The 13,464-nt window shown below is 37.7% G+C and carries 15 protein-coding genes and 1 pseudogene; 12 read left to right on the top strand and 4 right to left on the bottom strand.

Features of this window, described 5'->3' with window-relative positions; all coding sequences use genetic code 11:
* Position 1: 1 nt before the first annotated feature.
* The 3 genes and pseudogenes from AC4QJR_RS15510 to AC4QJR_RS15500 form a co-directional block, all read left to right on the top strand.
* Positions 2-307, top strand: a pseudogene (locus AC4QJR_RS15510) (GTP cyclohydrolase I); the annotation flags it as partial.
* Between the two features lie 13 nt (positions 308-320).
* Positions 321-521: a CDGSH iron-sulfur domain-containing protein gene (locus AC4QJR_RS15505; RefSeq protein WP_144548274.1), complete on the top strand. Its 201-nt coding sequence runs from the start codon at positions 321-323 to the stop codon at positions 519-521.
* Between the two features lie 196 nt (positions 522-717).
* Complete coding sequence (locus tag AC4QJR_RS15500; RefSeq protein WP_098571885.1) at positions 718-1,140, top strand: SRPBCC family protein; 423 nt, start codon at positions 718-720, stop codon at positions 1,138-1,140.
* 81 nt (positions 1,141-1,221) lie between these two features.
* Here AC4QJR_RS15500 and AC4QJR_RS15495 read toward each other — a convergent pair whose 3' ends face one another.
* Complete coding sequence (locus AC4QJR_RS15495; protein ID WP_496523401.1) at positions 1,222-1,899, bottom strand: Dph6-related ATP pyrophosphatase; 678 nt, start codon at positions 1,897-1,899, stop codon at positions 1,222-1,224.
* A gap of 246 nt (positions 1,900-2,145) precedes the next feature.
* On the opposite strand from AC4QJR_RS15495, the gene AC4QJR_RS15490 reads away from it, so the two are divergent.
* The 6 genes from AC4QJR_RS15490 to AC4QJR_RS15465 all read left to right on the top strand — a co-directional run bounded on the left by AC4QJR_RS15490 (position 2,146) and on the right by AC4QJR_RS15465 (position 9,131).
* Positions 2,146-3,525 carry a sigma-54 interaction domain-containing protein gene (locus AC4QJR_RS15490; protein ID WP_496523400.1) on the top strand — a complete coding sequence of 460 codons (1,380 nt, stop codon included), beginning with the start codon at positions 2,146-2,148 and terminating at the stop codon, positions 3,523-3,525.
* 305 nt (positions 3,526-3,830) lie between these two features.
* Positions 3,831-4,937: an iron-containing alcohol dehydrogenase family protein gene (locus AC4QJR_RS15485; protein WP_496523399.1), complete on the top strand. Its 1,107-nt coding sequence runs from the start codon at positions 3,831-3,833 to the stop codon at positions 4,935-4,937.
* 62 nt (positions 4,938-4,999) lie between these two features.
* Positions 5,000-5,989, top strand: coding sequence for an ABC transporter substrate-binding protein (locus AC4QJR_RS15480; RefSeq protein ID WP_496523398.1), 990 nt, complete (start codon positions 5,000-5,002; stop codon positions 5,987-5,989).
* 117 nt (positions 5,990-6,106) lie between these two features.
* The gene (locus AC4QJR_RS15475; RefSeq protein WP_496523397.1) at positions 6,107-6,904 is read left to right on the top strand and encodes an ABC transporter permease; all 798 of its coding nucleotides are present in this window, start codon (positions 6,107-6,109) and stop codon (positions 6,902-6,904) included.
* A complete protein-coding gene (locus tag AC4QJR_RS15470) occupies positions 6,905-7,762 on the top strand; it encodes an ABC transporter ATP-binding protein (protein ID WP_496523396.1) in 858 nt (285 codons plus the stop codon). It abuts the gene before it with no gap.
* A 46-nt stretch (positions 7,763-7,808) separates the two neighbouring features.
* A complete protein-coding gene (locus AC4QJR_RS15465) occupies positions 7,809-9,131 on the top strand; it encodes an aspartate aminotransferase family protein (RefSeq protein WP_496523395.1) in 1,323 nt (440 codons plus the stop codon).
* Between the two features lie 42 nt (positions 9,132-9,173).
* Here AC4QJR_RS15465 and AC4QJR_RS15460 read toward each other — a convergent pair whose 3' ends face one another.
* Complete coding sequence (locus AC4QJR_RS15460) at positions 9,174-9,998, bottom strand: hypothetical protein (RefSeq protein ID WP_496523394.1); 825 nt, start codon at positions 9,996-9,998, stop codon at positions 9,174-9,176.
* 181 nt (positions 9,999-10,179) lie between these two features.
* On the opposite strand from AC4QJR_RS15460, the gene AC4QJR_RS15455 reads away from it, so the two are divergent.
* Positions 10,180-10,740 (top strand): class I SAM-dependent methyltransferase, encoded by a 561-nt coding sequence (locus tag AC4QJR_RS15455; RefSeq protein ID WP_496523393.1) that lies wholly within the window; start codon positions 10,180-10,182, stop codon positions 10,738-10,740.
* Positions 10,741-10,812: 72 nt separating this feature from the next.
* Positions 10,813-11,406 carry a class I SAM-dependent methyltransferase gene (locus AC4QJR_RS15450; RefSeq protein WP_496523392.1) on the top strand — a complete coding sequence of 198 codons (594 nt, stop codon included), beginning with the start codon at positions 10,813-10,815 and terminating at the stop codon, positions 11,404-11,406.
* A 95-nt stretch (positions 11,407-11,501) separates the two neighbouring features.
* Here the strand turns inward: AC4QJR_RS15450 and AC4QJR_RS15445 are convergent, their stop codons facing one another.
* Positions 11,502-11,795, bottom strand: a complete 294-nt coding sequence (locus AC4QJR_RS15445) for a hypothetical protein (protein WP_496523391.1) — start codon at positions 11,793-11,795, stop codon at positions 11,502-11,504.
* A 175-nt stretch (positions 11,796-11,970) separates the two neighbouring features.
* Between AC4QJR_RS15445 and AC4QJR_RS15440 the strand changes: the two genes are divergently transcribed.
* Positions 11,971-12,465 carry a hypothetical protein gene (locus AC4QJR_RS15440; RefSeq protein WP_496523390.1) on the top strand — a complete coding sequence of 165 codons (495 nt, stop codon included), beginning with the start codon at positions 11,971-11,973 and terminating at the stop codon, positions 12,463-12,465.
* 18 nt (positions 12,466-12,483) lie between these two features.
* Here the strand turns inward: AC4QJR_RS15440 and AC4QJR_RS15435 are convergent, their stop codons facing one another.
* Positions 12,484-13,419 carry an AEC family transporter gene (locus tag AC4QJR_RS15435; protein ID WP_496523389.1) on the bottom strand — a complete coding sequence of 312 codons (936 nt, stop codon included), beginning with the start codon at positions 13,417-13,419 and terminating at the stop codon, positions 12,484-12,486.
* Positions 13,420-13,464: the final 45 nt, after the last annotated feature.

Below are 13,464 nucleotides of genomic sequence, written 5' to 3'. Positions count from 1 at the left end.
TGGCGTGGCCCATGTAGGTTATTTCCCAAATGAGAAAATCATTGGTTTATCAAAAATTGGTCGAATGGTGGATGGGTATGCGAAAAGATTTCAAGTGCAAGAACGGCTTACAACGCAGATCGCCGCCGCGATGGAGGAGGTTTTGGAGCCAGAAGGAACAATCGTTGTCATTGAAGCCAAACACATGTGTATGTGCAGTCGGGGAACGAAAAAATCCACTGCGTCCACCACAACGTCAAGCATCCATGGGGTATTTGGAACTCAAGCTGATTTACGTTCAGAATTTTATTCGTTAATCAAAAACTGAGGAGATGATAAGAATGGAAAATCAAATTAAGATTAATGATAATGGACCATTGCAGGTAAGTGGGGATTTTCAGATTTTTGATGCAGAGGGCAAGGAATATCCAAAAAAGGCAAAAGTATATCTTTGCCGGTGCGGCCTTTCCAACAAAAAGCCGTTCTGTGATGGTTCACATAAAAAAGGCGGATTTGAAAGCAGTCCAAGAGCCTCTGAGTAGGGTGTCAGGCACCAATTAATCACATAAGCAGCCAGGATGGAACCCTCATTCTGGTTTTATTATTTATTATTGTTTCCTTTTCAAGGACTGGTGATTGCGGTTACAAGGAAGAGTTGATAAGATATTAACAGGTTTGTGACAGCAAGAATTCAATCTACATAATAAACTCAGTATATGTTGAAAGGTGGAATATCAAATGACAACAAGCAATTTTGAAAAGATCACTGTACAGACAACTGTTCATGCGCCGGTAGAAAAAGTATGGGAACATTGGACAGAGCCAAAACACATCACCCAATGGAATAATGCTTCAGAAGACTGGCATACACCATTTGCAGAAAATGATTTAACGGTTGGTGGAAAATTCCTTACAAGAATGGAAGCAAAAGATGGCAGTTTTGGTTTTGATTTTGGCGGAGTATATGACGAAGTCAAATTAAATGAGGTTATTTCTTATACCATGGGTGATGGAAGAAAAGTATCTGTTACCTTTAAAGGTCAGGGAAACGAGACTGAGGTAATTGAAACGTTTGATGCGGAAACGACCAATCCAATTGAGATGCAACAAGCAGGCTGGCAGGCGATTTTAGATAACTTCAAAAAATATACAGAACAATAATTAATTTCCAAAAGGGGAAAATCAGTTAAAGACATAACAAAGGGGGGCATCCCCCTTTGTTATTTTATCCCAATTATTGCCTTAACGCTCAATAATGCTATAACTCTTAAATTCTAGTTTCTTTGTGGTTTCCAGTTGGATTAATTCTCCTTGTTCCAATTGAATTCTTTTTGAAAATAATGGCCCATCATAGACGAAGGTATGGTATTCACCCGCTTCTCCCATCGGACAAATAGTAGTCTGTTGTACATCTCGCAGAAAGGTTTCATCTACTATTCTACCAAGCCACTTGTCTTCCAAGACATCTTCCCGTACACGAATCACAATTGCTTCATACCCCGATTGGACAAATTTCCCTAAAGATTGTAGGGCTTCTTCCTTTTTCATCCATAATGGGTACAATGAGTCCACATTTGCAGCGGCTGCTACTTTTTCTCCCCATTCTCGATGTTCGTCTAAATATAGATCACCGTAGGCGATTCCCGTGATATTTAATTGGTTTTTCAAGTGTTCTATCGCGTTGACAAATTTACTTGTATAGTTTTCGTATGTACATTCGATAAAATGAACAGGTATGTTTAGCGATTCACCTTGTAGTTTAATCATTTCTGTTCGCTCGCCATGACCAAATGTTCTCCCTAATTCTTTAGGTACTGTTGTAACCAAGGATACTACTTCAAATCCCTGTGATTTTATGGTATCTAACGCCATACAACAATCCTTCCCGCCACTCCACGATAAAGCAATTCTTTTTTTCAAGCTTCATCCTCCTCATTTAGAAATTCTCATCGTTCCACATACTGATATTTTATCATAAAGGTAAAATTACTGAGGGCGTGACCCGGAAAAAATTGTCTTTAATTATACAAAATTGAATAATTTATTTGAAAAAGTATAAATTTTATTAATTATCTGATATAACTGTAATATCAGGAAGTTTACCCTGTTTTCTATTCAATAATGAATAATAATTGAGTCTGAATAATTCAAGAAGGAGGGGAATATGTGAGTGATGAAAAAAAAGTTTGGAATGAAAATGAAGCCATTCTACATTCATTACAAGACGATATTTTAGTCACCGACACAGATGGGATTATTTTGAAAGTAAGTGAAGCTACCGAAGGAATTTATAATATGAAGTCCAATGAAATGGTCGGCCGGTCTGTTTATGAACTTGAAAAAGAAGGGGTATTTACACCGATTTTGACGCCATTGGTTATTAAAGAAAAAAAGAAAGTCACTCTAGTCCAAACAACTAATAAGGGAGAAAAGTTACTTGTTACTGGGATTCCTGTTTTTGATCATAACAATAATTTAGTAAGAATCGTCAGTTATTCACATGATGTTACCGAGTTACTGAACATGAAAAAATACTTAACGGACATCGAAGACGAAATGGAACGAGTGAAAAGTGAACTGGAAATGCTAAGAAATCTCCAATTTGATTCTGACGGAATGATTGCCACGAGTACAGAAATGAAAAAAGTACTCCAGCTTGCTCTGCAAGTGGCTGAAATTGATGTCAATGTGTTGCTGCTGGGTGAAACAGGGGTAGGCAAATCACATTTTGCGAAATTCATTCATAAAAAAAGTTCTCGGAAAGACGGTCCTTTTATCGAGGTGAACTGCGGTGCCATACCCGAAGCCTTGTTTGAGGCAGAGTTTTTCGGATATGAATCAGGAGCATTTACGGGAGCCCATCCAAAAGGCAAGATCGGGCTAGCGGAACTTGCAGGAGGCGGGACCTTATTTTTAGATGAAGTGGGTGAGTTATCGTTAGTCAATCAAGTGAAAATCCTCAAATTCATTCAGGAAAAGCAATTTTACCGTGTTGGTGGAACGAAGCTGCGAACCGTTGATTTCCGTATTCTTGCCGCAACAAATCGAGACTTAGAGAAAGCGGTGGAAGAAAAAACCTTTAGACATGACCTCTACTTCCGTTTAAATGTTGTTCCGATTACCATCCCGCCATTAAGAAATCGCTCAACCGATATCATCCCGTTAATTGAACACTTCTTAACGTATTTTTCTAAAAAGTATCATCGTGAACGAAGCCTTGATGAAGGTGTTCTGCATCTGTTGTTTACACAAGAATGGAAAGGAAATGTCCGAGAACTAATCAATTTAATTGAAAGATTGGTAGTTACTTCTCCAAAACAATTGATTGAAATCGAAAACCTGCCGCCTCATTTTCGAAAATCTTTTCCTCATGTGACGTCTGTTGATGACAATAATCGTTCATTGAATGAGATTTTAGATAGTGTAGAAAAACAAGTGTTACTTAAGGCTAGGAAACAATACAAAACGACGATAGACATGGCAAAAGCATTAGGGATAAGTCAGCCTTCGGTGTTTAGAAAAATCAGAAAGCACGGAATAGATTAAAACTGGCACAAAACTTGCACTATTTTTAGATGTAAGACACAAACGAAGCGGCCGCATATGTATAGAAATCCATATCAAACGGGAGAAATTCCACGGCGAAAAGAAAGGTGGTTGATTATATTTATACAGAAATAATGAAAGATGATATTTTTAAATAGCGTCATTTTTGTATTTTTATAGTTAAGTTTGTATTTTTACTTGATAATAGAATATTAAGAAAATATATTGACATAAAATAGACAAGTATTTATATTTAAAGAATATTATTCATTTTTAAATAATTTATAAGGGATCCGAGGTGTAATATGAAAGTAACGGTGGGACCGGCTCAATATATTAGAAATAAGGGTTTACTAGAAGATGCGGGTAGGTACATAAAAAACTTTGGAAAAACAGCTGCTCTCATAGGAGGACAAATTAGTAGAGGACTAGTGGAAGATTCATTAAGAAAGAGTTTGACAGAACACGAGATTTTATTAAAACATTCGCTTTGGTATGGCGGGGAATCATCTCAAGCGAATATTGATCAATTAGTAGCCGTACTAAAAGATGAACAGATTGATGTCCTAATTACGACAGGTGGAGGCAAAGCTATTGATACTGTTAAAGCTGTTGCCTATCAACTTAACAAACCGTTAATTGCCATCCCAACTATCGCTGCAACTTGTGCAGCAGCAACACCTATTACCATCCTATATAGCAATGATGGTGAATTTATTGGGATCGGACGAAAGTCGAAGGCACCTGATTTAGTCTTAGTTGATTCGGAAATCATCATGAACGCACCGGTACGCTTTTTAATCGCGGGCATTGGCGATACATTGGCTAAATGGTTTGAGACCAAATCCTCTGTTAAAAAAGCGGCGCCTAACATTTTAAATCAAACGGCTGTTGCGATCGCAGGACAGGTTTATCAAACGCTGCTTCAAATCGGGAAAAATGCTGTCACATCTGTTCAAACCCAAACAGTAACAAAAGAGTTGGAAGATGTGATTGATACCATTATTTTAGTCAGTGGCAGTGTCAGTGGGTATGGCGGGGATGATTGCCGAACAGCTGGAGCCCATGCGATTTATTCTGGGTTAACGATTTTCCCTGAAGTACATCATACCTATCACGGGGAAATTGTTGCCTTCGGGATCCTTGCACAGTTGTGTATGGAGAATACCAGCGAGGATGAACTTAAAAAGTTAATAAGTTATTACCAGGAAGTTGGACTTCCATTTACTTTAAAGCAAATGGGAATTACAAACTTAACAGAAATTCAGTGGCAGAAGCTTGGGGAAATTACTGTTACCATCGAGGATATGGCAAATATGCCATTTGAAGTCTCTCCTGAAATGGTGATTGACGCTGTTCGCCGAGCTGATGAAATTGGAAATAGAATGTTAACAGGTGTTCTTCATTCTTAATTTCGTTTAACAGAGAAACAGATTTAAATAGCTATATATTTAAAAACAAGGGGGAATTTGGAGTGAAAAAGTGGTTATTGGTTTTTTGTTCATTGATGTTGCTAGTCGCATTAGCAGCGTGTGGGAAAGAGGATGCAGCAAGTAGTGCTAAGGATGTGAAGTCGTCTGAGCCATTGAAAGTGACACTCCCAACCTGGACAGGGTACGGTCCGTTATTTTTAGCAAAAGAAAAGGGCTTTTTCAAAAAGAATGGGATTGATGTGGACCTTTCCATTGTAGAAGGATTAGGAGAACGTAAACAAGCATTAGCTAGTGGGAAAATTGATGGGATGGCGACGGCACTGGATGTACAAGTGTCCTTAGCAGCATCTGAAATTCCTGTCCAAGTAGTTTGGTTATTAGATGATTCTTACGGCGGGGACGGGATTCTCGTAAAAAATGGAATTAATAGTGTAAAAGATTTAAAGGGCAAACAAGTAGCATTTGAAGTTGGTTCAACTAGCCATATGTTAGCACTGCAAGCGTTAAAGCAAGGCGGATTAATTGAAAAAGATGTACAAGTCGTGCAAATGTCTGCCGGTGATGCCGGTGCTGCTTTTGCCGCTGGTAAAGTGGATGCAGCTGTTACATGGGAGCCATGGTTATCAAAAGGAGCAGAAGCAAACGGTAAAGTTTTATTAACAACTAAAGATTTATCTGGAATCATTGTAGATACCGTCAGCTTTAAAGAAGATGTAATCAAAAACCGTCCTGAAGATGTGAAAGCTTTTGTTAAGGCGATGGGCGAAGCCATGACGTATTGGAAAGAACATGAAAAAGAAGCCAACGAAATTATGGCGAAAGGTTTAAATATTGATGTTAAAGAATTTGAAGGAACGGTTACTGGCTTGAAATTCTTCTCAAAAGAAGATAATGAAAAGTTATTTGGGACAGAAAGCGCTAAAGGTTCCATCTATCAATCTACAGAAAATGCGATTTCGTTTTATAAGGATCAAAAACTTCTTAAAACCGAGCCAAAAGCAGAAGATATTATCAATCCGAGTTTCCAATAATGATAAGGTTTAAGTTAGTTTAAGGATTCACTTTAAACAGCCTGACTTATGAGATGTTTTATTTGACCTCATCAGTTAGGCTTTTTTACAAAATAGACACATAAGAAGGTGAAAAAATTGATCACAAAATTGTTCACTCCTAATAAGGAAATACCCAAAGTATTTTATACTTCCGCGGGCTTTATCACATTTATTATTTTTCTATTAATCTGGTCTGTACTTAGTTACGGACAGTTCGTGAATCCATTATTCCTTCCGACTCCTACTGCCGTATTATCTACCGCGGTGGATATGTTTGTAAATGGTCAAATTCTTTCAGATATTGGGATCAGTTTTACCAGGGTTCTGTTTGGATTTCTTGCTGCAGCCATAATTGGTATACCGCTTGGGATCTTAATGGGCTCACTAAGGATTATGGAGGGAGCTTTTGAACCAATCATTGGTTTTATTCGTTATATGCCGGCATCTGCTTTCATTCCCTTACTGATTCTTTGGATTGGACTTGGTGAGACAGAAAAAATGAGTGTTATTTTCCTTGGAACGTTTTTTCAGCTGACGTTGATGATTATGGATGTCACCAAGAATGTTCAAAATGATTTAGTTGATGTTTCCTATACATTAGGGGCAAAGAAGGCACAAGTGTTTACCAAAGTTATCCTCCCTGCTTCCTTACCGGGAATTGTTGATACCCTCCGGATTACGTTCGGCTGGGCTTGGACCTATTTAGTGGTTGCTGAAATTGTTGGTGCATCTAGCGGTTTAGGATATATGATCATGCAGGCTTCTCGTTTTCTGCAGCCAGATAAAATCATTGTCGGAATCTTGATTATTGGTATCCTCGGGCTGATTACAGACATTCTCTTTAAAGCCATATATAAGGCTTCGTTTTCTTGGATGAGAAAGGATGGTTTTTAAATGGTAACACCTCAATTGAGTGTTAAAGAAAAGGAAAAAATAGTTGTACCAAACCAGAAAGAATCTCTTTTAAATATGACTGGAACCCCGAAATTAGAAATTAAAGAGGTTGGAAAAGTTTTTAAAACAAAAAAAGGTGAAACGACCGCATTGGAAAAAACATCCTTTTCGATTGAGGAAGGGGAATTCGTTACGATTTTAGGACCTTCGGGCTGTGGGAAGTCAACCGTTTTAAGGATTGTTGCAGGGTTAGAAGAAGCAACTTCCGGCCAAGTACTCCTTGATGGGCAGGAAATCCATGGTCCAGGACCTGATCGCGGAATGGTATTTCAATCGTACACATTATTTCCATGGTTATCAGTGAAAGACAATATTACCTTTGGGTTAAAGCTAAAGGGTGTTTCTCAAAAAGAGAGAGACGATATAGCTAGACACTACTTGCAATTAATCGGTTTAGAAGGATTTGAAAATCATTTTCCAATTCAGTTATCCGGTGGGATGAAACAACGTGTTGCAATTGCTCGAGCGCTGGCAAACGATCCAAAGATTCTATTAATGGATGAACCGTTTGGGGCATTGGATGCCCAAACACGAAACATCATGCAAGAAGTGCTCTTGAAAGCATGGGAAGAGTCGAAGAAGACAATTCTGTTTATCACTCATGATGTTGATGAGTCGATCTTTTTAGCAGATTCGGTATATGTTATGACGGCAAGACCAGGACGTTTAAAGAAAAGAATCCCGATTGCATTGGAGCGGCCAAGGGATTTCAGTGTGAAAACAACTGCCGAGTTTGCCGAGTACAAAGAGGAATTATTATCATTGATTCGAGATGAAACGTTAAAAGCAATTAAATAAAACAGCAATTTTCAGAGTTAAGGAATTTGAATACGGAGGTCAAAGTATGGATAACAAATGGGATCACCTCGTGAAAAATATGCCAAATCGACTGGCACCAAGCATGGCAAAGGATCATCCAAATCTACCGGTGGTGAAAGAGGAAGGCTGTTATTATTTTGGAGTGGATGGAAAGAAATATCTTGATTTTACCTCTGGAATTGCGGTAACAAATGTTGGACACCGTCACCCTAAGGTGGTCCAAGCAATTAAGGATGCTGCCGATGGATTGATGCATGGTCCTTCTGGGGTAATTATGTATGAGTCCATTTTACGATTGGCCGATGAACTCGCCGAAATTTTACCAGGAGAGCTGGATTGCTTTTTCTTTGCCAATAGTGGGACAGAAGCTATCGAAGGAGCACTCAAACTAGCAAAATATGTAACCAAACGCCCGTATGTTATTTCCTTTACCGGTTGTTTTCATGGTCGTTCGTTAGGTGCATTAAGTGTAACTACATCGAAAAGCAAATATCGGAAATTCATCCAGCCATCTGGTCTTACCTATCAAGTACCCTATGCGAATGTTAAAGAGTGTCCAGAAGGTATGGATCCAGAGACGTATGTGATTGAGAAATTAGAAAAAGATTTCGCTTCATTATTTAGTCATCAAGTAACACCGGAAGAGGTAGCCTGTGTTATTTTAGAACCGGTACTCGGTGAAGGCGGTTATGTTGTTCCGCCGAAGGGCTGGTTAAAGAAAGTTCGAGAAATTTGTGACCGCCATAATATTTTACTAATATTTGATGAAGTTCAAACCGGATTTGGCCGTACCGGTCAATGGTTCGCAGCTCAAACCTTTGATGTGACCCCTGATATTATGGCCATCGCTAAAGGAATTTCCAATGGCCTGCCGCTCAGCGCAACAGTTGCTTCCGCTGAATTAATGAAACAATGGCCGCTCGGAAGCCACGGAACAACTTTTGGGGGTAATCCGATTGCTTGTTCTGTTGCACTGGCTACCTTGGAAGTGATGAAAGAAGAAAACCTTCTTGAAAACACTAGAAATATGGGGAGTTATGCTGTTCAGGAACTCGAAAAAATCAAGGAACGACACCCTGTTATAGGAAGCATCCGCGCAGTGGGCTTAATGATTGGAATTGAAATCATCGATCCAGTGACAGGTGGACCGAATGGAGAAGGATTGTTAAAAGTTCTTGATCTAGCTCTTGAAAAAGGAGTACTATTCTACCTTTGCGGAAATCATGGAGAAGTCATTCGAATGATTCCACCATTAGTTGTTACCAAGGAACAAATTGATGACGGTCTTCGGATGTTTGATGAAGCATTAACGGAGTATGAAGCGACATTAATGCAGCCTATTAAATAATCAATAATAAAGTTGGTCGCCAATTCTTGTTGGCGACCTGTTTTAATGAAAAAATATCCCATTGTGCATTGATGTCATATAATAGTCGAGTGCTTTGCTTCTTGCCCTATCTAATTTTTCAGGATTGTGATATGAAAAGTATTTTAAGATGAAATCACTGTAACCAAGCTTGTTTAAAAGGTACAAAACATTATTGGGGATCATCATTTCTTCTGGGTTTTCTAAGTCAATCACAAAGGAATAATAGTCATTACTTTTATTGTCCTTGCTATAGCAAAGAAAACAGGGGAGTTTCCGATTGGAAATCAGATACTTTTCTAGAATGTAGGAAGTGATCCTACCTTGGAAATGAATCATTTCTTTGGGGATTAGCGGCAAATTCTGCCTACAAATTTCTTCTGTGGTAAGTGCTAGATTAACATATTCATTGCTATATAAGTTATATCTTCTTAGGTTCTGGACCTGATTTAGACTAGGATGCAGGTTCTTCCGTCCATAGAAAGTGGTAATTCTAAATACTTTTTCCGTGTTTTCGTAAGTAAAGACTATATCATTATCAATGGACCCAATGCCATGTGCTAACTGGTCAATTCGATAAGAACAATTTCGAAAAATGATTTCCAATGATTTTTGCAAAGAGTCTAGACAGATGATCGGGCCAACTCTTTCGTTCCATCGTTTGAGCGCATGATTGTCTATTAAAATCGGTTTGGAAGGACAAAGGATATTTTTTGTGTCTTTATAGTTGTTCATTTGTTCATAAAGTATATTTATATTTTTAATCTTTATTGTAAAAGGATACCCTTCAGCCTTAATGATTTTTATATATTTTGGTTTTAATAAGCGATTAATAATATAACTTCTCATTTTGCCCTCCTTTATTGATTTTTCAGTTTACTTTAGATACTTTCATTATATCAGACACAATTAACTAATATTGGAATGTAACAAAATAAAAATTTTATTCATGTGTATCTGAATCTAAATGGACAATTCCACTTTGATAATGTAGGGTTAGGTTCATATCGAAGTGTTAAGGAGGTTTCAAATGGACAGTAAAACGAAATGGAATAATAAATATAAAGATCGGATGAGTGACTTAAAAGACCCTGTACCAAATCCAAGACTAGAAAACTTTTCAAGGTATTTAAATGGAGGTACTGCACTTGATCTTGCATGTGGCCTTGGAGGGAACAGTTTGTTCCTTTCGTGTATGAATTATCACGTTCAGGCTGTTGATATTTCGGATGTTGCGATTGACTTTATTAAGGAACGTGCTGCAAAGAGCCATCTCAAGATTCAAGCAGAAATTTGTGATTTAACTGATTTGAATAATCCTAACTGGACCAACCATACTTATGATATTGTTGTTATTTCCTATTACCTTGATCGTTCACTTTTCCCGATTGTTAAAAGCGTAGTTAAAGAGGGAGGATATTTTTTTATGGAGACCTTCTCCCAATCACTGGGAACCGAAAATCAAGGAGTGTCTAGTCAATATAAACTTCTCCCCAATGAGTTATTGGCTGAATTTGGAGATTGGACGATTCATTTTTTTGAAGAAAATGAATCGGCAGGCCGGCAAACCATATTTTGTCAGAGGGAATGATGACAAAATAACAAAATTAGTTACCTGTAAAAGTGTTATGTAAACTTTAAAACTTGTTTGGAGTGGAGAATTTTGAGTCAATTATTTGCCAATTGGTATGATTTTTTTATGAAACCGTTGGAGAAAAAGAAGTTTAAGAGAATTCGTGAGGAACTCCTAGCGAAGGCAACGGGGAGCGTTCTTGAATTAGGGTCGGGTACTGGGATTAATTTTCCTTTATATAAGGAAGATGTTATAGTAACTGCGATAGAACCGAGTCAGCACATGATTGAGCGATCATTAACTAAACACGGGCAAGCAGTTGTCCCCATTGAAATCGTACAGGCAAGTGCAGAAGAACTGCCCTTTGCTACGGATTCTTTTGACACCGTTGTGGCGACACTTGTATTTTGCACTATTCCCAATCCGGAAAAAGCCATTATCGAAATGAAACGTGTTTGTAAACCAGGTGGGAAGATCCTTCTATTTGAGCATGTTAAAATGCAAAATCGGTTCCTATCCTCACTTCAGAACTGGCTGACTCCAGCGTGGAAAAAAATTTGTGATGGGTGCCATTTAAACAGGAACACCTTAGAGTTACTAAGGAATAAAGAAATACCTATTATTCAAGTGCATCAATATTATCGGGATTTATTTGTTTTTGCAGAAGCAGAAAATAGGAAATAGGGCTTAAAAAAGGAGGCTGCTACAGGTTATACATGGTAACCATGTAGGAGCTGCCTGTTACTTTTTAAGCCACTAGGTCCGTTCCCCCTATTTTTTTAATCCTTAATATCAACATTACCATCTTCATCAATCTCAATGGTCGTATAGCTTTTAAAGGTGTCAATATTGGTGATTTCATGCGGAACAACGCTTGCAAAGCTCTCCATGTATGGCTTGTACACTTCAGGATCTTTGACGAGATGATAGAAATTGACTCTTCTTCCGTCTTTCATATCAGTCATTCTCAGTAAAAATCGATCCCCAAATTGCCCTTTAAACCACTCTCTTGCTTCCTCATGACTTGTGAATTTAGGTATTTGGTTAGGATCAATGGAATAATTTTGATTCATTTACAAAAGCACCTCTTTCCAATAAATTGCCACTTTTATTATTCCCCATTGATATAGAAATTATTGTTTTTCAAAAGTTTATAGGAAAAATACAATAGACCACATTACTATGGTAAATTTAAAGAGTGAATTTTCGGTATAGAATGATTTAAACAAATGTATGGAGGATAGGTTTATGGTAGTTGTAAAATCAGTTGCAATCGATGGTGAAAGTATCCATGTTTTTCGAAACGGAATCTATATCTTTGAATCGAGCTCCGGCTTTACCTTAGAATTGGACCTGATTGTAAGTGAGATTGTTGTAAAAAAATATAAGAACGTCGAAAACGTCATTGTGGAGATAGAATTAGAGGATGGTAGAATGATTAATTCCATCATGCACGTGAAAATATTGACTGGCGGATTACCACAAATAAATTTATTCTGTGAACTCGATGATATTCATGACTACGAAGGTTTCTCTCGGGTTGGCGAAAATGATTCTTGGTTTCCGAATATAGAAGAGGGCATTACAATAGAAGAAATAAGAAAAATCGAAATGCCCAATGAGGACGTTAGTATTAAACTAAGTTTACCAATTGACCAGGTCGAATGGATTAAAAAACATAAAAAGAAAAGTTTGAATGAATTATTTCAAAAATTAATTTATGAATATTGGGAAAAAGATTAGAGAACAATTGCAATTACATTAGTAAAATAGTTTACAAAGAAAATAAAGCATCGGAACAGTTAGGACACATAATAATGTCGTTAATAATGTTCCCATGGATGCAAAAAAGGTGTCAGCTCCAAATTTTTGCGAGTAAAGTGAGATGGTTGGCGCAGATGGCATCCCTGAAACAATCACTGCAATCACAAGAACAGGATATGGGACAGAAAAAGCCGCGAACGGGAGTAAAAACAGTGGGATAAAGATAAGTTTGGCCAATGCAGATGTCCAAAGGTACGGATTTTTTAATGACAGGAAAAAGTCTTTGTAACTAACATTTGCAATAAAACAACCAATCAGAATCATTGAAAGTGGGATGGTCATTTTTCCAATACTATCCAGACCTATAAATACCACTTCAGGCCAACTTAGCGGGGAAAGTAATAGAATTAGCCCTGTTAATGTGGAGAGAATTCCAGGATTGAGGAAAATTTTTCTCCATTTAATCGTTTCTTTATTTTTGCTAAACAGGTAAATTCCATAGGTCCAAATAAGAATCAAATAACACATATTAAACATGGTCAGGTAAAGGATTCCTTGTTCGCCTAAAAGGATATAACTGACTGCATACCCTATATATCCTTGATTTCCAAAAATAATTAAACCTTCATAGACGCTCTTTTGATCTTCCCGAAGTTTTGCGTGCTTGCGCATCCAGGCAGCTAAGGAACAGGAAAATGTAAGAATGAAGACGGACATCACGGTAAGCCAAATAAATTCTTTCACCAACGAATTGGAAAAGGGGATATCCAAGGAAACCAAAATAAGGGCCGGCAAGGTCACATAGAGGATTAACTGTGTTAAGACTTCATTCGCATTGTTGTTAAGAATACCCGTTTTTCGTAATATAAATCCCAATAAAGCAATGCCATATAGGGTTAACATTTCTAATGAAAATGATAAAACAGAGCTCATTACATCCATCCCCTGATGATTAGTTTATTAGAGGTTTACATATAA

Source organism: Neobacillus sp. BP17 (assembly GCF_059579525.1).
This window is presented reverse-complemented; position numbering and strand designations above follow the sequence as displayed.

Bases quoted from the DNA above. Each gene is read 5' to 3' on its own strand.
- AC4QJR_RS15505 (WP_144548274.1), top strand. From the start codon at position 321: ATGGAAAATCAAATTAAGATTAATGATAATGGACCATTGCAGGTAAGT.
- AC4QJR_RS15500 (WP_098571885.1), top strand. From the start codon at position 718: ATGACAACAAGCAATTTTGAAAAGATCACTGTACAGACAACTGTTCAT.
- AC4QJR_RS15485 (WP_496523399.1), top strand. From the start codon at position 3,831: ATGAAAGTAACGGTGGGACCGGCTCAATATATTAGAAATAAGGGTTTA.
- AC4QJR_RS15470 (WP_496523396.1), top strand. From the start codon at position 6,905: ATGGTAACACCTCAATTGAGTGTTAAAGAAAAGGAAAAAATAGTTGTA.
- AC4QJR_RS15465 (WP_496523395.1), top strand. From the start codon at position 7,809: ATGGATAACAAATGGGATCACCTCGTGAAAAATATGCCAAATCGACTG.
- AC4QJR_RS15460 (WP_496523394.1), bottom strand. From the start codon at position 9,998: ATGAGAAGTTATATTATTAATCGCTTATTAAAACCAAAATATATAAAA.
- AC4QJR_RS15455 (WP_496523393.1), top strand. From the start codon at position 10,180: ATGGACAGTAAAACGAAATGGAATAATAAATATAAAGATCGGATGAGT.
- AC4QJR_RS15445 (WP_496523391.1), bottom strand. From the start codon at position 11,795: ATGAATCAAAATTATTCCATTGATCCTAACCAAATACCTAAATTCACA.
- AC4QJR_RS15440 (WP_496523390.1), top strand. From the start codon at position 11,971: ATGGTAGTTGTAAAATCAGTTGCAATCGATGGTGAAAGTATCCATGTT.
- AC4QJR_RS15435 (WP_496523389.1), bottom strand. From the start codon at position 13,419: ATGAGCTCTGTTTTATCATTTTCATTAGAAATGTTAACCCTATATGGC.